Raw genomic sequence first — 21,012 nt, 5'->3', positions numbered from 1 at the left:
ACAATATCCTCCGTTTTATGTTTTTACTATACTTTATCAGTCCATGGACTAGCTGTTTTAACAAGAACTTTGTTAAGTTCATCAATATTTTCGAATCCAGTAGTACGCAACCATTCACGTGCTGCTTTTTCACCTTCTTTGATGTAAGGTTCTACAGATCCTGCCCAAGTAGCACGTCCACAAAGCACACCATTAAACTTGGCACCTGAGTCGTGAGCAAATTGCAATGTTTCTTGGAACAATTTAGCAGATACACCTGCACTTAGGTAGATGTATGGAAGGTTAGTCGCTTCTTCTTGTGCTTTAAAGAAGTCAGCAGCTTCAGCTTTACTGTAAACCACTTCACCATCAGCAAAACCTTCGACATATTTAACGTTAACTGGTACTTCTACTTTAAGAACATCAATGTTAAAGCGTGGATCAGAGAAAACTTTCATCGCTTCAATGACTTTGCGAGGTTTCACTTTTGCATATTCAACAGAACCTGCATCTGAGATTTCTTCATCATAAGCAAGGATTTCCAAGAAGAAAGGAATATCTTCAGCGACACATTCAGAACCAACACGTTCAATATAAGCTTGTTTTTGTTGGTTAAGTTCATCTGAGCTGTCTACATCATAGTAAAGCAAGAACTTAACGGCATCAGCGCCTTGCTCTTTGATGCGTTTTGCAGACCAAACATCCAAGCAGTCAGGCAAACGTTTTGTACTTGATGTATCATAACCTGTTTTTTCATAGGCAAGAAGAAGACCTGCTTCTTTATCCAATACTTTTGTTGCTGGAAGTCCATATTCAGGGTCAAGCAACATTGAAGAAGCGTATTTTGTAAGTTCATCAGCAACCAAAACCTTTAGTTCTTCCATTTGAGCTACAGTTGGTTCTGTATCTTGATACTGTGCCATCAAACGTTTCAAAGCACCACGTTGGTCAAATGCCAAAGCTGAGATAACACCGTTTTTATCTGAAATTTTTTCCAAAGATTTGCGTTTCTGTTCTGTAAGTACCATTTTTATACCTCTTTTACTTCAATTTGTGAGTTTAGTGTTTCGTAATTAGTCATATTCACATGCCCTGTCATTGTTTCTTGAGCATTTAACATACCCAATGTCATCGCATGTTTTAATAAGTCAGCGTCACTTTTTTTACTATTTAAAGCTGATGCAATACCAGCTACCGTTGAGTCCCCTGATCCGACTGGATTAACAACTGGGATATCAGGAATATCTACCTTATAGAAAACATCACCATGTTTTGCAAAGGCACCGTTTCGACCTAATGAGACCACTATCCATTCGATACCACTAAAAAGTGACTCTTTAAGAACGTCTTTGAGTTCTTCAATATCTTTTGTTACTTCTTTTCCAAGCAACTGTGAAAGTTCCTCATTATTAGGTTTGATGGCATTAGGTTTAGCCGACGATTTTAGAACTGTTTCAAGAGGTGCACCTGAACAATCCAAAACGGCTGCTACTCCTTCATCCGAAGCAAGTTGGATAAGTTTTTCATAATAATCGTTGGGAAGTCCTGAAGGTAAACTTCCTGAAATTGTCACAACTTCTGATTGTTTAATAAGATTGCTATAGTGGTCAAGAAAGCCTTCTGCTTCTTCATGAGAAATTGTTGGTCCTTGTTCCAAAATTTCTGTTTGGTTACCCTCGTGTAAGATAGCAATACAGTTTCTAGTGTTTCCTGAGATTTTATAAAAAGCTGGACTAACAAGAGATTGTTCTAATTCGCTTTCAATAAATTCACCAATTTTACCACCTAAGAAACCTGTAGCAGTAACTTTATCACCAGATTCATACAAGACTCTAGTAACATTTAAGCCTTTTCCACCAGCTGTCTTACTAACATCTTTCACCCTATTCACTGTATCAATTTTCAATGTTTCTAGAGGATAAGAGATGTCTACTGAAGGATTTAGTGTGACTGTCAGAATCATTTGTTATACCTTAATCTTGGTCGTGGTAGTCACCACGGTCCCATTTTTCAAGGAATTCTGTAAAGAAATCTTCATCTGCTTGATGTGCATTATGTGTTTCAACGTGTTCGATTTTTGCAATCAATTTTTTATTTTCTTCTGTTGGTTTGTACTCAGCTTCAATGAAAGCTTCAATGATGTCATTCATAAGAAGACCACCAGTAATCATTCCACCGAAACCGATAACATTCGCATTTAACTCTTCTTTTGCATATATAGCTGATGTCATATCACGAACCAACGCTGAGCGAACACCTGGAACTTTATTGACTGCATTGTTAATGCCGACACCTGTACCACAGATACATACTCCCAAGTCTGCTTGACCACTTACTACTGCTTCACCGACTTTTTTACCATAGAGAGGGTAGTGAGTACGTGCGTGGTCATATGTCCCGAAATCAAGGACCTCATGTCCTTTTGATTTCAAGAATTCTGATACTGCCATTTTTTCATCTGTGACAATGTGGTCACATCCAATTGCGATTCTCATTCCTTAACTCCTTTTCTTAACACATTTTGTTAAGCATATCTACTCGGATTTGATGACGTCCGCCATCATATTTACCATTGACGAAACCTTTAGCGATGTTTTTAGCAAGCTCATCACCGACGATTTCAGCGCCAACCGTAATCATTCGTGAATTGTTATGTCCACGTGTCATATAAGCTGAGCGTTCATCTGAAACTTCTGCTGCAACCATACCTTTAATTTTAGTTGCTACCATGAATGGACCAGCTCCATAAGCATCAATTACAATACCTAAGTTTTGCTCATCTTTATTTACTTCAGAGGCAACTGCCAAGGTAACATCAACAAAATCTTGTCCGTCCTTAGTCACATCAATTACCTCAAAACCTTCTTCTACAAGAAAATTTTTCACAACATCTTTTAATCTCGTACCTTTGAGATCTGCACCAACAACAATAGCCATTTTGACTACCTCCTAAATTTTAGAAAGAAATGCTACGTAGAAGTAGAAAACATTTTGCAAAATGTTCGAAAAAACGTTTTCATCATTTCTTTGTTTATATAATATCAAAAATTCAAACAAAAAGCAACGCTTTTTGTTTATTTTTTGTTTTTTTATTTGTTTTTTTTAAAAATAGATAACACCGTTAAATTATTGTTCATTTTTGTTCATTTAATCCATCACAAAATGGACGTGAAATATCTATTCAAGTATTACAAAAGTCTTTTACTTTCTATAACTTACTGATTAAGAGGTCCTACTTTATTTTCGTCTTATAAAAAATCTGACCTAAGCTAATATACGTCAATCCTCTGTTCTTATTTCATCATCTAAGGTTTGTTTTTTTGTTTGAAATTGTTTGTTTTACCTTGTCTTTTATGATACAATTAAAAGAGAATTATCTTTGGAAAAAAATTACTTTATGAAAGAAGAGTCTTCATATGAACAAAAAACGACGATTAGAAAAAATTTTAGATATGTTAAAGATTGATGGGACCATAACCATAAAAGAAATAATAGATGAACTAGATATTTCCGATATGACAGCCCGTAGAGACCTTGATGCTCTAGAAGCTGATGGACTTTTAACACGTACTCATGGTGGTGCACAATTGCTTTCCTCTAAAAAGCCACTTGAAAAGACACATATCGAGAAGAAAAGTCTAAATACAAAAGAAAAAATTGACATTGCTAAAAAAGCCTGCTCTTTAATCAAAGATGGCGATACTATTTTTATTGGACCCGGAACTACACTTGAACAACTGGCATTAGAATTGAAAGGTCGTAAAGGTTATAAAATTCGTGTCATTACAAATAGTCTCCCTGTGTTCTTGATTCTAAATGATAGCGAAACCATTGATTTATTGCTTCTTGGCGGTGAATATAGAGAAATAACTGGAGCTTTTGTAGGTTCAATGGCTTCGACAAATTTAAAAGCAATGAGATTTGCCAAAGCTTTTGTTAGTGCAAATGCTGTTACCCATAATTCTATTGCTACATATAGTGACAAGGAAGGTGTGATTCAACAACTTGCCCTAAACAATGCTGTAGAAAAATTCTTATTAGTAGACAGTACTAAATTCGATCGATACGATTTCTTTAACTTCTATAATCTAGATCAACTCGATACCATCATTACAGATAACCAGATTAGCCCTCAACACTTAGAGGAATTTAGCAAGTACACTACTATTTTAAAAGCGGACTAGAATTATGACTTATAAAAATATTGTTTTTGACCTTGATGACACTCTTTATGACCATCAACTCCCCTTTAAACGTAGCGTTGAGAAATGTTTTCCAACGATTGATATCCAACAAATAGATAACATTTACAAACGTTTCAGATATTGGTCTGATGTTGCTTTTCCTAAATACACGAAAAAACTCATCAGTATTGAGCAGCTTAGAATTTTTCGCTGTCAGAAGACTATGGAAGAATTTGGCATCGATAGTATTTCTAGGACAGAAGCTCTAGACTTCCAAGCTGACTATGAATATGAACTCGATCAGATTACGATGATTCCTGAGATACATCAACTACTGCTGGCTCTACATAAAAACCACATCCCAATAGGTATTCTAACTAATGGCCCTGTTGACTTACAGAGTCGAAAACTCCAAAATATTGGTGCCTATCAATATTTTGAAAAGCAAAATATCATCATTAGTCAGGCCACTCACGGAGGAGCTGTAGAAAATAGCTATGAAGGTAATGTAAAAAACTTACAAAGTTACCGAAATGTCCAATTATCTAAAAGGGCTATAGAAATTCTTAAAGAGGAAATTGAGTTAAATCACCAACATATAAGATTCAATCCTGATTATAAAGATAATGGATGGATTTTCACTTCCAAAAGTCGTCATAAACCCGACTATAATGGAACACCTCTTCATTATAGTGTCCTTAACAATTTCCTCAACTCACCTGAAAATGGAAAATTAAATCGAAAAGGTAATCCAAAACGAGCAGGAATTGATATTGATAATAAACTTAGTTTTAATAAACATATTACGACCCATATATTCCGTCATACGCATATTAGTTTCTTAGCAGAGCAAGGAATACCCCTAGAAGCAATTCAAGACCGTGTAGGGCATTCTAGAGGTAGTCGTGTAACAGAAATTTATTTGCACATCACTAAAAAAACAAAGGATCAAATTATACCTATCCTTGATACTCTTACACAATAAGTGTGGCAAATCTGTGGCAAAACATAAGAAAAAGGCTTGTCCATATTGGACAAACCCTTTATTTTCAAGCTTATATAACCTAATTAAGCTTTACCAGCTGATTAGAATAGGATGTTGCATGTTTTACTACGTCTTTTTCATAGAGTTTCACTAATTCGTCAAAATTTGGGTGCTGTTGTTTGAACGTATCATTATCAATGATAACAACATTTCCTTGTGTTTCTTCGGAAATTGCCGATCGCAAACTAGTTTTCCCTGATCCTGGTTGCCCACCAAGTAAAAAAGCGGTTGGCGATTCAACCGCTAGTCTATTTTTAGTTAGTCGTTCAACATTCTTTTCTAAACGATCTTCAAATTGCTTTTCGGTGAAGTCAGTAATATTCGCCATGTTAAGCCACTTTCTCTTTTGTCAAAATTTGTTTTGAATATTGATTCATTGACCGCCAATACTCATGAATAGCTTGTAATTCTTCAAATGGTTGTTGAAATAAATCAACTTCTTGTGCCACTTCTAATTGATTTAAAAGATTCACTTCTAGTAAACGAGTATTTTTAGTATCTAGTTCATGATTCAAAACATAATTTAATACCCGACTATAAACACTTGCCGATAACTCATTAATGATTTCAATTTCAAATGTTTTTTCATACGTAACTGCCATTTCATTTTCACTCCTTTTAAAGTTTGTCAGGTAAATATTTCCGTATATATTCTTCTAAGGCTTGATCCATAACTTCTTTTACGTTTCCGCCATTCTTTGCTGTTTCGATTTTTATAATATGGTGCAAGTCAGCACGAACACGAACCGTCTTATCCCCCATTATATCTTTTTTTGCGCTGATTGGCGTATCATTTCGTTTTGCTTTCTGTGCGCCTAAGTTTCCCACAATCACTCACTTCTTTCTATTTCTTCTTATTCTTATTTTATCATCAACAATCACAAATCACAAGTGATTTGTGATTAATCACTTGTGATTTGTGATTCTATTCTTTTTTCATTTTCTAACTGAATGATTCGCTCAACCATTTCAAAAAATACATTCTCATACATGGCTAAAACTTTTTTGTCATAGCCTTTATGTTCTGTAATGCCGTTCTTAGACCAGGTACTTACTTTATTACTTCGCTTGATAATATTTTGGAAAACCAAATTATCTTCTTCATGTTCTTTGTACAGTTCTTCCAGGTTTGATTTTATCGTTGCGCTGTCCGTATCAACTAAATAAGGAACAAAACCGATCATATCTAGTCCAGGGTTAAACTGTTCTTGTAAATCAATCAAATAGTTCAGCACTCGTTAAAAGGTGCTGACTTTCAACTGCCTGGCACAATAATTTTCCTTTTTCAGTTACAACAAGCTTATTCTTAATCACTTGGATATATTCTTTTTGTTTTAACGCTTCAATAATACTTGCTCTTGTTGCTTCTGTTCCAATCCCCTCAACTTCTTGTAAAATTTTTATTGCTTCTTCATCATCAACCGTTTTATTCGCCGTTTTCATAGCGGTTAAAAGTGTACCCTCTGTAAAAGCTTTTGGCGGTTGCGTTTCTTTTTCAACACTCTTAACATCAACTTCGGCACGTTCGCCAATGATAACGAGTGGTAACGTTTGAACGTCCTCTTTTTCTTCTTTGGTTTGTTGTTTGAAAAGAATTTTCCAACCTTCTTGTTTTGGTGTCTTTCCGATCGATTGAAACAGCAAATCAGCTACTTTCGTTTGTATCTTGGTTTCTTCATACAAGTAATCAGGTAAAAACATGGCAACGGTCGTTTTAACAACTAAAGCATAAATTTTTCGTTGTAAATCGTCCATTTTCGCTAATGCAGATTCGGTAGGTACTTGTTTTGTTGGGATAATGGCGTGGTGTTCCTGTACCTTACTACCGTCCACATAACGCTTTCTAGGCTCTGTTTCAACCATTTCAAGATCAAGTCCTAAAAAACCGCTATATTTGCCAAAATTCGCTTTTAAATAAGCAAATTCGTTCTCTGTAATAAATGGTGTATCTGTTCTTGGATAACTCAATAATTTTGCTTCATACAGTCCTTGCATAGCTTTTAAAGTTTGGCTCGCTGTCGCTTTATAAAGCTGATTGACTTTTGATTGCAAACTACTTAAAGAAAACAAACTCGGACTATTCGTTTTCTTCTCTTTGGTTTGAACATCAGCAATTATCCCCTCTTGATTGCCTATTTTAGCTTGTTTAGAAGAAACAAAAGCTAAAAGCTCCTCTTGGGTTTTAAAACGCTGTGTGGGGCTTAGAACGCCCTTAAATGACCCTTGGTTTACTTTTATACTAGCTTCCACCTCGAAAAAAGGTTCTTTTTTAAAATTCTCTATGGATTCCTGGCGCTGAAAAATAAGGTATAAGGTGGGCATTTGAACACGTCCTAGTGAAAATGTACCTTGTACGCCCTTCTGTTGTAAATTTAACGTATACAAAGGGCTTGCGTTCATGCCGATCAACCAATCGGCAATTTGGCGTGTTTGCGCTTCTTGATAAAAGGGATAGTAATTCATTCCTGGTTGCAAATTTTGAAAACCGCTTCGGATCACATCTTTTTCTAAGCTATTGATCCATAGTCTTTTAAATGTTTTATCTTTTGAAAAGGCATTTGCTTTATGGATAATCGACCAGGCGATATTTTCACCTTCTCTGTCGCTATCTGTTGCAACAATAATTGTATTTGCCTTTTTGAGAAGTTCTGCAACAATTTTAAACTGCTTTCCCTTATCTTTTGCAACTTCAAAATCGTATCGATCAGGAAAAATCGGCAAAGATTCAAGTTTCCAATTTTGCCACTTTTTGTCATAATGACCTGGTTCTGCTAATTCCACTAAATGCCCAAAACCAAAGGTGATAAACGTTTCATCTGTAAATAGTGGGTCTTTGATCTCAAAATAACCGTCTTTTTTGGTGCTTTGTTTTAAAGCACTTGCGTAGGCTAATGCCTGGCTTGGTTTTTCAGCTAAAATAACCGTACTCATTAACTATCCCTCTTTTCATTGTTTTTTCTTTGATCTACTGTCACGTTATATCTTGCTCGATACCTTCTAAACGTTCGGCGATTGATTCCAGTTTGTTCTTCAACTTCTTTATCGGATAAACCATTCAAAAACAAATCGAAAGCATGCTTTAAACGTGGATCATTTTTTTAAAATTTCAGTTGCCGACCTTTGAATTTGCCTTTTTTCTTAGCAATTTCGATTCCTTGTGCCTGACGTTCCTTAATTTTTTTTCGTTCTGATTCTGCTTGATACTTGTACAATTCAATGACAAGGCTATTAATCAAACGCCTTAAATTTTCATCTTCAATACCATTCATTGAGGGTAAATTTAAGACTTCCAGGGTTGCCCCCTTAATTTGAATTTGATTCATCAATTCTGTTAATTCTTTATTATTTCGTCCTAATCGATCTAATTCAGTAACAATAACAATATCCCCTTCACGAATATAGTTAAGCATAGCTTGTAATTGTGGGCGTTCGACCGATTGACCGCTTAATTTGTCTGAAAAGACCTTAGAAACGCCCTGTAACGCTTGTAATTGACGATCTAAGTTCTGTTCTTTGCTACTGACACGTGCATAACCAATTTTAGCCATTTTCAACCAACCTCTAAAATTGTCTCGGTTGCAATAACCAATCAGCTATATCTACTTTTTCAATTTCAAATTGCTTATCAGAAATTGTCTTTTCGTAAGCGATAAAATCTTGCGCATATTGTTGCTCATTAAAAATAGCCACCACTTCGTCATTTTCTAAAACTCGATAAATAAATTTTTTCATTTTACTCCTCCTATTATGCTCAACTTAAATGACCTATTCACCAAGTCAGATATACTGCTAAAATCATATTAGGACAAATAAGTATAATCTGTTGACCGCTAAATGAAATACTTTCTGACCTAATTAATTGAGCTGCTGAAAGAGCGATTAAATGAGAAATTAAAAAAGGATCAAAAACTTTTAAGTTTCTGACCCTATTTTATTGATTGGACAAATATTCATAAATCTATCCATAAATCGTACTTTTAATTGAACAACATTAGAAATCATTTTGAGCTATACATATAAAAGAAGAGCATCCAGAAATTATAGACTTTCTGAATACTCTTTTTCCGAAATAAATATTACATCAACCATTTCAAATAAGTAAACATTCAAAACAGCGTAGCTATTAATATGACTATAGAATTATAAAAAGCATGTGCAAATATTGATTCGAAAATATTTTTTTTTCGCAAGTATACAATCGTCAAATAGATCCCTATAACCAAAAATGGGAACAATAAAAATAGATTACCCTCAACATTTTGGATATGATTTAAAGCAAATAAGAATATACTCACTAAGGCAGTGAATGCTCTCAGCCATTTTTTTGCACCAACATAAATTAAAGTAAATCTAAAAAGCATCTCCTCAAAAATCGGAGCTACTAATATGCTATCTAACAATAGTGGGATAGTTCTTTGATCTACAGGGTAATTAAATAAAATTACATCTGTCTCTCGAAATAAAACCATGTTAATGGAAAGGCTACACTTAACTGGACAAATAAAATAAGGGTTGGCAGATTAATAGAACAAAGTATATTCACTAGGAAAACAGAATAGAGTGATACTAGTAACTTTATGCGGAGAGGTGGGTAAGCTAGCCTGCCTGGCAAGCCAGCGATTCTTTTCTAACAGCTGTATTGGCTGGAAGAAGCATACCCACAGAGGCTCCGTGTCAAGTTACGGTGTCATGCACGATATTCATAGTCTGCCAGTACCAGTTAAGGAGTAATCATATGAAAACAAGACGAACTTTTACAGAAGAATTTAAGGCGCAAATGGTTCAATTATACGAAAGTGGAAAGCAAAGAAAAGATATAGTAAAAGAATATGACTTGACTGCTTCTGCCCTAGATAGATGGATCCTACAAGCTCAATCTACAGGATCTTTTAAAGAAAAAGACAACCGTACTCCGGAAGAGAATGAACTAATTCAATTACGTAAAGAAAATAAGCGTTTACAAATGGAAAATGATATTTTAAAGCAAGCCGCGCTGATCTTAGGACAAAGGTAAATGTAGTGAAACAAAACGCACACAAATACCCTGTATCAGCAATGTGCGATGTCCTACAACTTTGTCGCAGTACGTATTACTACGAGTCCAAGCCAATTGATAATAAAGAAAATAAGTTAGTAGCTACCATCGAATCTATCTTCCATAAAAGTCATCAGATTTATGGGGCACGCAAGATTAAATGGGAGTTGAAGAAGGTAGGCTTTACCGTTTCCCGACGAAAAATAAGCCGCATTATGAAAGAAAATGGATTAGTTTCCAAATACACTGTAGCACAATTTAAACCAAGTAAAAATAAAACGAATGAATCCCTTGTGAAAAATAAATTGAATAGAAAGTTTAAGCAAGATACCCCACTTGCCGCTGTTGTCAGCGATTTAACGTATGTCAGAGTGTCAAAAAAATGGCATTACATCTGTTTATTTGTTGATCTTTTTAACAGAGAGATTATTGGTTTCAGTGCCGGTCCGAATAAGGATGCCCAGCTTGTGTATCGAGCATTATCGACTATACGAGCAGATTTGCGTTGTATTCGTCTATTCCACACCGATCGTGGAAGTGAATTTAAAAATCAATTAATAGATGAAGCATTAAATGTGTTTAACATACAACGATCACTTAGCCTAAAAGGATGCCCCTACGATAATGCTGTAGCAGAATCAACATTTAAAGCGATTAAAATAGAATTTTGTAAAGGGCAAATATTTGAAATTTAGGAGACCTTCAGAGTAAATTAAGTGCCTATGTAAAGTGGTTTAATCAAGAAAGGATTCACGGAACATTAGATTATGTAAGTCCCATAGAATACAAGAAATTTCACCTTAATAAAAGTGTTTAGTTTAGTGTTGACATACCACTAATTTATTTTTTAGATTTATTATTTCCTCTTTTATTAATTCAATAGAAGTATCCTTATTATAATTCTGTGAAGAAATCCCCAAATCTTCCATACACAACTCTAAATAATTTTCAATTTGACCTATGTACTTTTCGAAGTCACTAATTTCCCATTTCAAATCCTCGATTTCACTTTCGATTTCTTCAAATTTTTCTTCAACATAGATTTTAGAAATATCGCTATACGTTAAAGATTGGAAATTTTTTATTAACTTTTTAATATTAATTACTTCATCCATTCTTGATGTTCTTTTTGACAAAATAACATCTCCTTATAAAATTATAGTCAAAAGAAAAAGAAACTGATATACCCTTCTGTTAAAAATTTAGATATAAAAATTAAAATAAAGTAAGTTGGTCATCATCAATCTTCAATGTCTTTCTATATTCAGCTAATCTCTTTTCATAGAATCTTGGATAAAGTTCCATTAAGGCGTATCCTAGTTCCTCTTTACTTAACTTATCTAATATTACTTTACCTTCTCTTTGGTGAAGGTCAGTATCGATTCTTTATTTATCTTTTTGTATAGCCCATTGTATAAGAATTGTCTACTATACTTTTTATTAGAATCTGATAACTCATTAACCATCTTTCTAATGCAACGCTTATATCTTGACTTAACCTCTAAAAAATCTCTCTCAGATACAGTATCATCTGCTTTATTGGTATATGTATCATGAGACACAACAATCCAATCTTTACTTTTATAAAAATCCATTGCTTGATGCTCATATATTAAAAAATCTTTTTTGCTGTGCGTAGAAGGATCTAACATTTTCAAAACTATATAATGCGTATCTTTATCTAAGTATAAATTCATCCTATTAGGCTTGCTTGTATATTCCGGTATATTTAACACATGCTCTATCCATCTAACTACGAATGCTAATTGAGTTTGTCCAACATAAACAATTCTCAATTTCTTATTAATAATTGCATATATGCCAGCATTAAGTTTCTCACTCATGTTATCACCTCAATGTATATATTTTACATCTTTTGGTAATGGTTGGCTAATAATCTTGCTGCGAGAGGAATAAAAAAACGATTTTCAATGAATTTTAATCATAATCCAAAAACCCTACTAATTAATAAAGGTAGGGTTTGTTTTATATTTATATAATTGAGTCAATTTCATAAGTCCAACTTTTAAAAAATCAAAAACTTGCAGAATTTAATTCCTTTTAATTTTTTTACTTTGATTAAGCAACTTGTTGTTGATTTAACATTTGATTAAGACGGTCTGCAGCTAATTTTGAAGCATTATAAACTAACGTAACGAGGTCAAAATGGACTTTAGCCTTTTTTCCTGTACGATAACGAACATTGTTTAATTGGAAATATCCCTTAAGATAAGCATTCACACGTTCTACCGCCGTGCGTCTTTTGAAGATTTTTTTCCATGTTTGAGATCCACGTGCTGGCGCTGTAAATTTTCTTAAATCTGTAGTGATTTTTACTTTATACACCTTTTGACATAGAGCATCATTGGCTAGTGGACAGTCTTTACATTCGTTTGGACGTGTGTATTTTAGTGTTTCATATTTTACTTCAAAGCTATCATAGCGATAGGAATGTTCACGGACACAAGTAGGAGCGAAATGCTTATCAAAACCAATTGGTTCTGGTTCATTGCGTTTATTATAAGCAATCACAGCTCGATGACCCATTCGATGTATTTGCGTATAAATGGCTTCAAAATCGTAACCAGCGTCCATTGTTTCATAGAGTAAAGAAGAAAGCGATATTCGTTCATGAATTCCTTTTAATAAAGGAATCGCAGCCTTTCCGTCATTCAAGTTGGCCGAAGAAAGAAGGGATTGAAGAATATATTGACTGGATGTTCCAACAGCCAAATGAGCTTTAAATCCATACCAAAAAACGTTTTTTCCTTCACTGTTTTTCTTCACACCCCACTGTGGATCTTGAGGAATTTCAGCTCGAAGGTCGGCTAAAGGAATGTCTAACTGATCTTCGATTTTTTTATCAAAAAGAGGCAGATTGGCTTCCAGTTCCGCCTTTTCAATGAGCCATTTTTCATATTCTTCTTTTGATTTACGCCCACGCTTTTTCGGTTCACTTTTCGGTTGTTCTTCCTTTGGTGGTGCTCCATCTTTTGCGAGAAAGTGTGTAGCGTCAATGGCTACTGTGTCATCGGAAATAAAACCTTCTGAAATCGCTTGATGAAGCAAGGTTCCTTGGACTTTTTCAAGTACATTCGATTCACTGAGGATTGTGACCATTCTGGAATAAGCTGCTTCTGACGGAATAGTATCTGACACTAAAAAGCCACAATCAAGGCGAAAAATCATGTCATTCTGTAATCTTTTCACTAAATCTTTAATAAATGAAATACGCTCTGTGATTCTAGCAACGAGTGAATAAATCATCGCTGCATAGTTCAACTTAACGGGTCTTCCAAAACGTGATTTCTTCGTTACCACAGCGAAGATTGGGTCTATATCAATAGAAGAAAAAATAGCTTCAAAACGTTGGGTAGGTTCTAAATTATATAATTCTTGTAGGTCAAATAGGCTTCCTTGTCGTATAATAGTCATAGGGAGTCTTCCTCCAGTCTTATAAGTTTGTGTGGTGCTTACTTATTTCGACATTTTGGGGAGGTACTCCTTTTTTCGTACATTTGATAGCTTGTGGCTCTAAGGATTTAATTTATGAAATTGATTCGATTTAATAAAACTATAAATTTAAAGTTTCCTTCCCAATAATCATCTCTTAATTCATTTACTTTTTTATCCAACTCAAAAAAAGCAGATTCTTCATCTTTCAAATTAATTTCTTGCAAATATATTCTTTCATGATCTAAAAAACTAGAGGAAACTAATAGTAAATCACCTTTTCGAGTTAATGATACTTGATAATTTAAATGAAGCTTTCTTTCCCCTTTATCGTGAGTTACAGCGTACATTAAGTAAGTGGTATTCCAAGTTCGTTGAACTCCTTCTTTGTTTACAAATCCCCCAAAGAAAAAGCCACCTACTTCAAACATGGTCAAAGGGTTTTTTGTGGAAAAATTCTGTAAAAAAGCAAGTGTATAAACTAAACTTTTTCCATCTCCAAAATCCTCATTTGTAATAAAATCTACAAACTGTGAGCTTTTTTCACTTAAAAATCTATGTTCTCTTCCAGTACCTAGGTGTATTGAAGAATGTTCCTCTTTGAATCTACTGTTTCCCATGTAATTATACGAATATAGTCTAGGAATATCTTTCTCCATAAAACCCACTAGTAATTCTATACTAGAAAAAGGACCAGATGATAACACTCTTTCGAAAGCAGTTAAAGGTTTCAATCCTTTTTCAAGTTCATCCTTAAAGATTCCAATTGCTTCCAAAGCATTTTCAACATCCCCTGCGAAAGTAACTAAAACATTACCAGGTAATTTAAAGACTTTATAGCTTCTATCTTGCATAGTTTTATTATCTGCCCTAACAAATTCACCAAAAGTAGTATGTGCACCAAATACTTCATCAATATCATGATTTCGTCCACTTGAAGTTAGACTGTCAGCTATCAAAAATACTGCTGTTTTAGATTTAAAGCCAATACAATATGTCACACTTCTAGCCTCCAATATATAATAAAAAAATCCTTATCAATAAATATAAACACGCTATAAAACTCAACTAGCAAACAGTTTCCTATTAAGGATAAACTGCTCTGCTTCAAAAAAGAACGTATAACCAATTCTGCAAAACAAAACCACTTGCAAATCTATATCGCCACTACACCCAATTGAAAATTAAAAGTTGGATAAATTTTAAAAGGTTGAAATAAAACATAACTAAATATCATCCAAATCATAAATCTGAACATTTTCTACCTCGTCTTTATAAAGCATCGATCTTAAGCAAAGTGTAAACTTATTGTCTGCAAAGCGATATTTTTTAGTTTCTTGGTCTTTATAAAGGATTATTGGATCTGTACTACAAAGACTATTCAATATTGGGGTAACATTAATTTTTTTTTCAAATGTCGAGATAGGAAACTCAGTAATTAAATCCTCACTAATTTCTTTTGTTGTAAAGTACTCTTTTTCTTTGAGTCCTAAACAGAATAAAACTTGATTTTTTCGTGATATACTTCTTGAATCATACACAAATATTTTCGAAATAGCTGCATAATTTTTATTTAAGGAAGTTGATAACCATGTTTTAGTTGCTTCCTGTAGATATTCTTTTTTCGCAGACCAATTATTTTCTTTACATCTTATACTTAACTCCAAACAAAACTCGTGTAATCTTTGTGGAACTCCACCTGTTATCCACGCAATCTCTCTTTTATAAAATTCTTTATCATCTTGGTTATTAAAATGGATATCTAATTTATCAAACCCTCTCTCAACTAATTCAAATGACTGTTGTGTTTTAAGTGTTCTTATCTCAGGAAGCTCCATTACTCTATTATCTATAGTATTAATGTTTGATACCCTTTTGAAATAACTCTGTATATCACCTGTTGCAGCTACTACTATAATCTTAGTGTTAAACTTTAGTACTTCATCGTCATCAATTAAGATTATAAGATTGGTAAGTTCCTTTATTAATTCATCACTATCTACAATAGCTTCAAAATTCTCAAAAACTATATACCTTTTTTTACCTCTATTCTTTGCTCTATGTTTCATAAACTTTAAAAATTCAAGGAAATAGTCGACCTCTGCCACATACTCTGCAGCATGACTTATTCCACCATCAGCAATAGGAATTTTTACATTAGCGTTTTTTGTTTCAGTATACTTTGTCTTAATCTGCCAATTTTCTCTTGCCATTATGTTCTTAAAACAACTAGCAATACTTTTTGCGCTAGAAGCACTAGCTAAGTTTATTGGTTTAAAATAATAATCTTCTTCAATTAAAACCCTTCTTGTTAGCCAGGTTTTCCCTGTTCCACTTTGACCATGTATTAAGATACACAAATCATTTCTTAGGGCATTTTTAAATTGCCTTTCATGGTCAGGTCTAGCTATATACATACTTGGATCATATTCTTTTCTAGGATTAAAGACTTCTTCAGGCTCTAGTCTTGACATTCTAATAAATCTCATGTACAGTCTCCAAACTAACTTTTTTTATAAAAATTATACCATCAATACATAAAATTGGTAATGAAAATTCATTTAAAACTTTCTGTGTATTATTCTTATAATAATCAAAGATGCGCTGAGTGGGTAAAAGTTGATTTAAATTGAAGGCTTTGCCAACGTCTCGCTACATAAGATTGTGTAAAGGTTGATGTTAATGATTCTTGGCCAAATAAGCGTAAATGGTTTGGCCTTTCTGTTAACGAGCCTAATTGTTCTGTAAATGGAATACGTAATGTTTGAAAATTAATATTTAGCTCCTCACGATCAAATTCATCAACAACTGGGTAAGTCGGAGGAAATTTTGTTTCAGGAATCTTTGGAGCTTCTACCTCTAAACTCCCTTCTTTTCCACCAACAACATATGGCCAGCCATCTCTCCACTCCAGCTTTTGAATCGCTGTTTCCCTTCCTAACGGACAATACCCTCTTTGTTGAATAATCGAGTCATCATCTGGATGAATCGGACGGCCAGTTAAATGGGCCAAATACCATTCATCTGTATGTGTTTGAACGATAGAGGCATGTCCACACTTTTGCAATGGGTTTCTAGGATCATGCCAAGAAGTTAAAATGGGGTTATGTGGATGTACCTCATATGGTCCTTCTATATTTTTAGAACGAGCAATTGTTGCAGCATGCTCATATTTAGTTCCACCTTCTGCTGTTAATAAATAATAATACTCACCAATATGATAAAGATGCGGTGCCTCTGTTAATTTAATATCCGTACCTTTAAAAATAATTTGTGGTTTATTAATTAATTTTTTCTCCTCAGTAGAGTATTCCTGCATGACAATCCCGCCAAATGGATGACGATCAATGCGTTGATCCCACAGCATATTCAATAAATACTTCTTTCCATCTGTGTCATGGAACAAGGAAGCATCGAAACCTGAGCTATTTAACTTAACTGGTTCTCCCCAATCGCCATCTACTATTTCGGATGTAACCAAATAGTTGTGACAATCTTTCCAAGCTCCATCTACCACTTTTACATCTGTATAAATCAGCCAAAATTTTCCGTCGCTATAACTTAAGCAAGGTGCCCAAACACCACCTGAGTTAGGATTTCCTTTCATATCTAGTTGAGACACTCTTTGTAATGGGTGTGCAACTAATTCCCAATTAACTAAATCCTTAGAATGATGAATTTGTACTCCTGGGAACCATTCAAAGGTGGATAATGCGATATAATAGTCTTCACCGACTCTACAAATACTTGGGTCTGGATTAAATCCTTTAAGTACTGGGTTGATAATTTTCATCTTAAAATCCTCCTTATAATCGCTGTTTCCAATAGAATAGTAATTTAATCGTTTAATAGTTTATAAAGCTATTATTTTGTCTCAAATTCTTCTATGTTTTCCAAATAAACTTTATCCCGATTCTCTAGTTCTCGGATCATCTTGTCATACGTCTTTTCATCAAGATTATAGAAATTGATGTCAATCATTGCTAATACAAGGAAAACTACTGGTACGACGGTTGTCGTAATAAGAATCCCCATCAAAGCCTCAGGTGTTTGTATTTGATTGGCAACATAGCCGAATTTGTCTAAGATTAAGCCTGGGACAATACCGCCAAGCGCCATCCCAAATTTAAAGAAGAAGCCGATGATTGCATAGATCAAGCCACCCATTCGTTTTCCTGTCTTGTATTCCCCATATTCAATTGTTTCTGGTATAAGTGCCCACATATATCCTCCAGCTGTTAAGCTTCCAGCAGCAGCAACTAGACGAAAAATAAGGACAAGTGCCACATTACTAGGCGGAATGATGAGTAGAGCTAAAAGACCAACAATATTTAACAGTAACGCATAATTTAATAGTCTTTTCTTACCAAGTGACTTACTGATTTTAGGTAAAAACGGAAGAACTACTAAAGCAGGCAAGCTTCCAAGTAATCCATACCACTTTACTAAGTCCTCTCTACCAAGGTTATATGTTACATAGTAGATTCCTACAGAGTTACTAATAGAGTTAACACCAAAGATAATGATAAAGAAGATACTTAAAACAACCAATGGACGATTAATACGGAATTGTTCAAAGATGTCCGTTAGCTTAACTTTATCCTCAGATTTTTGTAAAACCACTCGTTCTTTCGTACTTTTAAAGCAGAAAATTAATAGACAAGCGCCAATGCCCCCTAATATACTCATTGTTAGTTGCCAGCCAAGAGCTGTATTTCCTGTAGTATTTCCTAGAAATGTCGATAATAGTGGAACGAAAAAGGCTACAACTAATCCACCCAGATTGGCTAAAATCATCCGAACCGATGTAATACTAACCACTTCTTGATTATTTCTTGTCATAGCAGATGTTAATGCACCATATGGAACATTTATCGTTGTATATACTAGCGATAATCCAACATAAGTAATATACGCATAGATTAATTTACCCATACTTGAAAAATCAGGAGTAGTAAAACAGAGAATTGCTAGTATAGCAAAAGGGAAAGCCCCAAAAAATAGATATGGTCTAAAACGGCCAAACTTTGTATTCGTTCTATCTACGATTGTTCCAATAAAAGGATCGGCAAGAGCATCAATGATTCGAACTACTAAAAACATCGTTCCTGCTGCTGCTGCAGATAATCCATAAACATCCGTATAAAAGAACAAAAGGTAGGTTGATACCGTAGTGTAAATCAAGTTACAGGCAAAATCTCCAGATGCATAGCCAAATTTCTCATTCATACTAATCTTTTTTAAATTTTCACTTGCCATTATCTTTCCTCCTTCAAAAGCCCCCGAAAGTTACTACTTATCTCTAAAATTATTTATTTTATCTAGCTGGAGGGTTTTTACTATTTTGTTGAACATATAATGCTTGAAATAACGATACTATTGCTATTAATCAAGAGTGGAATCGTTTCCACAAAAGACTACAAAAAGATTGCTTTTCTAAATAATTAGAAAATGCTTCATAAAATCTTTTCCTCCCTGCTGATAATATGACAGATACAACTAGTATTTCAAGTTAGTTTGTTTGTTGTATAAACTAAGTTAACCAATTTTGAAAGCGTTTGTCAATCATTTCGCAAAAATTATATAAAAACTTCATCTAGGCTAATTATTTTATTTTTCTATACATTTGTAAGAGGTTCCGCTTTATAAGAGGTTTTTTCAAAAAAAGAACCTTCATCCGAAGACGAAAGTTCTTTTTTATTATGTTCATTCATATTTTGCTAAAATAGTGAGGTGAACCTTAAAGTTTCGCTCAAAAAATATTTTTTCTCCAATAAGCAAACTTGCTTATCAGAGAAAGTAAATTATTAATGATGAATTGGTTTTTTTTCACTTAGTTTGAGTGCTTGAGCTGTTAACGAGTGAACTTCATCCAATAGTTCTGGGTTATCCTTAAGCGATACACCATAAGATGGAATCATCTTTTTTAATTTTGGTTCCCACTCTGGCATTTTTTCTGTAAAACACTTCTGAATAACTTTTAGCATAACATGGACAGCTGTGGAAGCCCCTGGTGAAGCGCCGAGCAATGCTGCTATGGAACCATCGGCAGAACTGACAACCTCTGTTCCAAATTGAAGGGTTCCTTTACCTCCTGCTTCTGTGTCTTTAATGACTTGGACACGTTGCCCAGCTACCACAAGATCCCAATCCTCTGCTTTCGCATTTGGAATGAATTCCCGCAATTCTTCGATTCGCTTTTCTTTTGAAAGCATGAGTTGCTGGATTAAATAACTCGTTAAAGACATATTTTTAGCACCAGCTGCTAACATTGTTAACAAATTATCTGGCTTTACAGATGAAATTAAGTCAAACATGGAGCCTGTCTTTAAAAATTTAGGAGAAAAACCAGCAAATGGCCCAAATAGCAATGACTTTTTATTATCAATAAAGCGTGTATCAAGATGAGGAACTGACATTGGCGGTGCACCTACCTTTGCTTTCCCATAAACTTTTGCATGATGCTGAGCAACAATTTCTGGATTCTTACATACTAAAAATATACCACTGACTGGAAACCCGCCCATATGCTTTCCTTCTGGGATGCCTGATTTCTGCAATAAATGCAAGCTGCCACCGCCGCCTCCAATAAAGACAAATTTAGCAGTATGTGTTTCTATCGAACCGGTATTATTTTGGACCTTCACTTTCCACAAGCCATCATCTGTCTGTTTTAAATCATTTACACTGTGCTTGTAGTTAATGCCCACATCTTTTTTCGCTAATTCAGCAAACAATAATCTTGTCAAAGCACCAAAATTAACATCGGTTCCGGCATCAATTTTCGTTGCAGCTATCGGCTCTTTTGATTCACGATCCTGCATAATAAGCGGAATCCATTCTTTTAGTTTTTCAGGATCCTTTGAAAATTCCATTCCTTCAAATAATGGGTTGCTTACCATCGCCTCAAAACGCTTCTGTAAGAAGTTTACATTCTTTTCTCCTAGCACTAAACTCATATGCGGTAGTGGCATAATGAAATCTTGTGGATTATGTAGTACTTGATTTTTTACAAGATGAGACCAAAATTGCAATGAAACTTGAAACTGTTCGTTAATTTCTATCGCCTTACTTATGTCTATAGAGCCATCAGGTTTTTCTACTGTGTAGTTCAGTTCGCAAAGTGCGGCATGACCTGTTCCCGCATTATTCCATTCATTGGAGCTTTCCTCTCCTGCGCTAGTTAATTTTTCAAACACTGTAATTTTCATATTCGGGTCTAATTCTTTTAAAAGCATCCCCAAAGTTGCACTCATAATCCCGGCACCAATTAAAATAACGTCTGTTTTCGTTTCTCTTCTGCTCATTTTAACCTT

At 34.4% G+C, this 21,012-nt stretch carries 19 protein-coding genes and 4 pseudogenes; 3 read left to right on the top strand and 20 right to left on the bottom strand.

Annotated elements, in window-relative coordinates; all coding sequences use genetic code 11:
- Positions 1-26: 26 nt before the first annotated feature.
- The 4 genes from lacD to lacA are packed head-to-tail and all read right to left on the bottom strand — an operon-like array spanning position 27 to position 2,916.
- Complete coding sequence (gene lacD, locus NST60_RS11800; protein WP_341098830.1) at positions 27-1,007, bottom strand: tagatose-bisphosphate aldolase; 981 nt, start codon at positions 1,005-1,007, stop codon at positions 27-29.
- A gap of 2 nt (positions 1,008-1,009) precedes the next feature.
- Entirely contained in the window at positions 1,010-1,942 is a 933-nt protein-coding gene (gene lacC, locus NST60_RS11795; protein WP_341098829.1) for a tagatose-6-phosphate kinase, read from the bottom strand.
- A gap of 10 nt (positions 1,943-1,952) precedes the next feature.
- Positions 1,953-2,474 carry a galactose-6-phosphate isomerase subunit LacB gene (lacB, locus tag NST60_RS11790; RefSeq protein WP_341098828.1) on the bottom strand — a complete coding sequence of 174 codons (522 nt, stop codon included), beginning with the start codon at positions 2,472-2,474 and terminating at the stop codon, positions 1,953-1,955.
- Positions 2,475-2,490: 16 nt separating this feature from the next.
- The gene (gene lacA / locus NST60_RS11785; protein WP_002290555.1) at positions 2,491-2,916 is read right to left on the bottom strand and encodes a galactose-6-phosphate isomerase subunit LacA; all 426 of its coding nucleotides are present in this window, start codon (positions 2,914-2,916) and stop codon (positions 2,491-2,493) included.
- A 479-nt stretch (positions 2,917-3,395) separates the two neighbouring features.
- On the opposite strand from lacA, the gene NST60_RS11780 reads away from it, so the two are divergent.
- Both NST60_RS11780 and NST60_RS11775 read left to right on the top strand, forming a co-directional pair.
- On the top strand, positions 3,396-4,163 hold the full coding sequence (locus NST60_RS11780; RefSeq protein ID WP_341098827.1) for a DeoR/GlpR family DNA-binding transcription regulator: 768 nt from the start codon (positions 3,396-3,398) through the stop codon (positions 4,161-4,163).
- A 4-nt stretch (positions 4,164-4,167) separates the two neighbouring features.
- Positions 4,168-5,148, top strand: coding sequence for a tyrosine-type recombinase/integrase (locus tag NST60_RS11775; protein WP_341098826.1), 981 nt, complete (start codon positions 4,168-4,170; stop codon positions 5,146-5,148).
- A 79-nt stretch (positions 5,149-5,227) separates the two neighbouring features.
- On the opposite strand, the gene NST60_RS11770 is transcribed toward NST60_RS11775, so the two are convergent.
- The 8 genes and pseudogenes from NST60_RS11770 to NST60_RS26780 all read right to left on the bottom strand — a co-directional run bounded on the left by NST60_RS11770 (position 5,228) and on the right by NST60_RS26780 (position 9,677).
- Positions 5,228-5,536, bottom strand: coding sequence for a zeta toxin family protein (locus NST60_RS11770; protein ID WP_002355414.1), 309 nt, complete (start codon positions 5,534-5,536; stop codon positions 5,228-5,230).
- A gap of 1 nt (position 5,537) precedes the next feature.
- On the bottom strand, positions 5,538-5,810 hold the full coding sequence (locus NST60_RS11765) for an antitoxin (protein WP_341098825.1): 273 nt from the start codon (positions 5,808-5,810) through the stop codon (positions 5,538-5,540).
- Between the two features lie 16 nt (positions 5,811-5,826).
- Positions 5,827-6,036 carry a peptide-binding protein gene (locus NST60_RS11760; protein ID WP_000527318.1) on the bottom strand — a complete coding sequence of 70 codons (210 nt, stop codon included), beginning with the start codon at positions 6,034-6,036 and terminating at the stop codon, positions 5,827-5,829.
- Between the two features lie 74 nt (positions 6,037-6,110).
- Positions 6,111-6,440: pseudogene (locus tag NST60_RS11755) on the bottom strand (ParA family protein); the annotation flags it as partial.
- Positions 6,424-8,139, bottom strand: coding sequence for a DNA topoisomerase III (topB, locus tag NST60_RS11750; protein WP_445304394.1), 1,716 nt, complete (start codon positions 8,137-8,139; stop codon positions 6,424-6,426). The gene topB and the pseudogene NST60_RS11755, both read right to left, overlap by 17 nt.
- Positions 8,139-8,756: pseudogene (locus NST60_RS11745) on the bottom strand (recombinase family protein). Before NST60_RS11745 ends, topB begins: the two are co-directional and overlap by 1 nt.
- Before the next feature lie 13 nt (positions 8,757-8,769).
- A complete protein-coding gene (locus NST60_RS11740) occupies positions 8,770-8,940 on the bottom strand; it encodes a hypothetical protein (protein WP_341098824.1) in 171 nt (56 codons plus the stop codon).
- Positions 8,941-9,314: 374 nt separating this feature from the next.
- On the bottom strand, positions 9,315-9,677 hold the full coding sequence (locus tag NST60_RS26780; RefSeq protein WP_445304393.1) for a lysostaphin resistance A-like protein: 363 nt from the start codon (positions 9,675-9,677) through the stop codon (positions 9,315-9,317).
- A 266-nt stretch (positions 9,678-9,943) separates the two neighbouring features.
- On the opposite strand from NST60_RS26780, the pseudogene NST60_RS11735 reads away from it, so the two are divergent.
- A pseudogene (locus tag NST60_RS11735) lies at positions 9,944-11,060 on the top strand (IS3 family transposase).
- Position 11,061: 1 nt separating this feature from the next.
- On the opposite strand, the gene NST60_RS11730 reads toward NST60_RS11735, so the two are convergent.
- From NST60_RS11730 to NST60_RS11695, 8 genes and pseudogenes are all read right to left on the bottom strand, one after another.
- Positions 11,062-11,379: a hypothetical protein gene (locus NST60_RS11730; protein ID WP_341098823.1), complete on the bottom strand. Its 318-nt coding sequence runs from the start codon at positions 11,377-11,379 to the stop codon at positions 11,062-11,064.
- Between the two features lie 210 nt (positions 11,380-11,589).
- On the bottom strand, positions 11,590-12,087 hold the full coding sequence (locus NST60_RS11725; protein ID WP_341098822.1) for a hypothetical protein: 498 nt from the start codon (positions 12,085-12,087) through the stop codon (positions 11,590-11,592).
- 235 nt (positions 12,088-12,322) lie between these two features.
- The gene (locus NST60_RS11720; protein WP_016205203.1) at positions 12,323-13,678 is read right to left on the bottom strand and encodes a transposase; all 1,356 of its coding nucleotides are present in this window, start codon (positions 13,676-13,678) and stop codon (positions 12,323-12,325) included.
- A gap of 107 nt (positions 13,679-13,785) precedes the next feature.
- Positions 13,786-14,712: a hypothetical protein gene (locus tag NST60_RS11715; protein ID WP_341098821.1), complete on the bottom strand. Its 927-nt coding sequence runs from the start codon at positions 14,710-14,712 to the stop codon at positions 13,786-13,788.
- Positions 14,713-14,922: 210 nt separating this feature from the next.
- Entirely contained in the window at positions 14,923-16,185 is a 1,263-nt protein-coding gene (locus NST60_RS11710) for a hypothetical protein (RefSeq protein WP_341098820.1), read from the bottom strand.
- Positions 16,186-16,316: 131 nt separating this feature from the next.
- Positions 16,317-17,489: pseudogene (xynB, locus tag NST60_RS11705) on the bottom strand (xylan 1,4-beta-xylosidase); the annotation flags it as partial.
- A gap of 71 nt (positions 17,490-17,560) precedes the next feature.
- Positions 17,561-18,955: an MFS transporter gene (locus NST60_RS11700; protein WP_341098819.1), complete on the bottom strand. Its 1,395-nt coding sequence runs from the start codon at positions 18,953-18,955 to the stop codon at positions 17,561-17,563.
- A gap of 548 nt (positions 18,956-19,503) precedes the next feature.
- A complete protein-coding gene (locus NST60_RS11695) occupies positions 19,504-21,003 on the bottom strand; it encodes a malate:quinone oxidoreductase (protein WP_341098818.1) in 1,500 nt (499 codons plus the stop codon).
- Between the last annotated feature and the right edge of the window lie 9 nt (positions 21,004-21,012).

Origin of the sequence: Niallia sp. FSL W8-1348 (genome assembly GCF_038006745.1) — a bacterium.
Lineage (GTDB): Bacteria > Bacillota > Bacilli > Bacillales > Cytobacillaceae > Niallia > Niallia alba.
The sequence above is the reverse complement of the archived record's forward strand: the minus strand, read 5'-3'. Positions and strand labels throughout refer to the sequence as shown.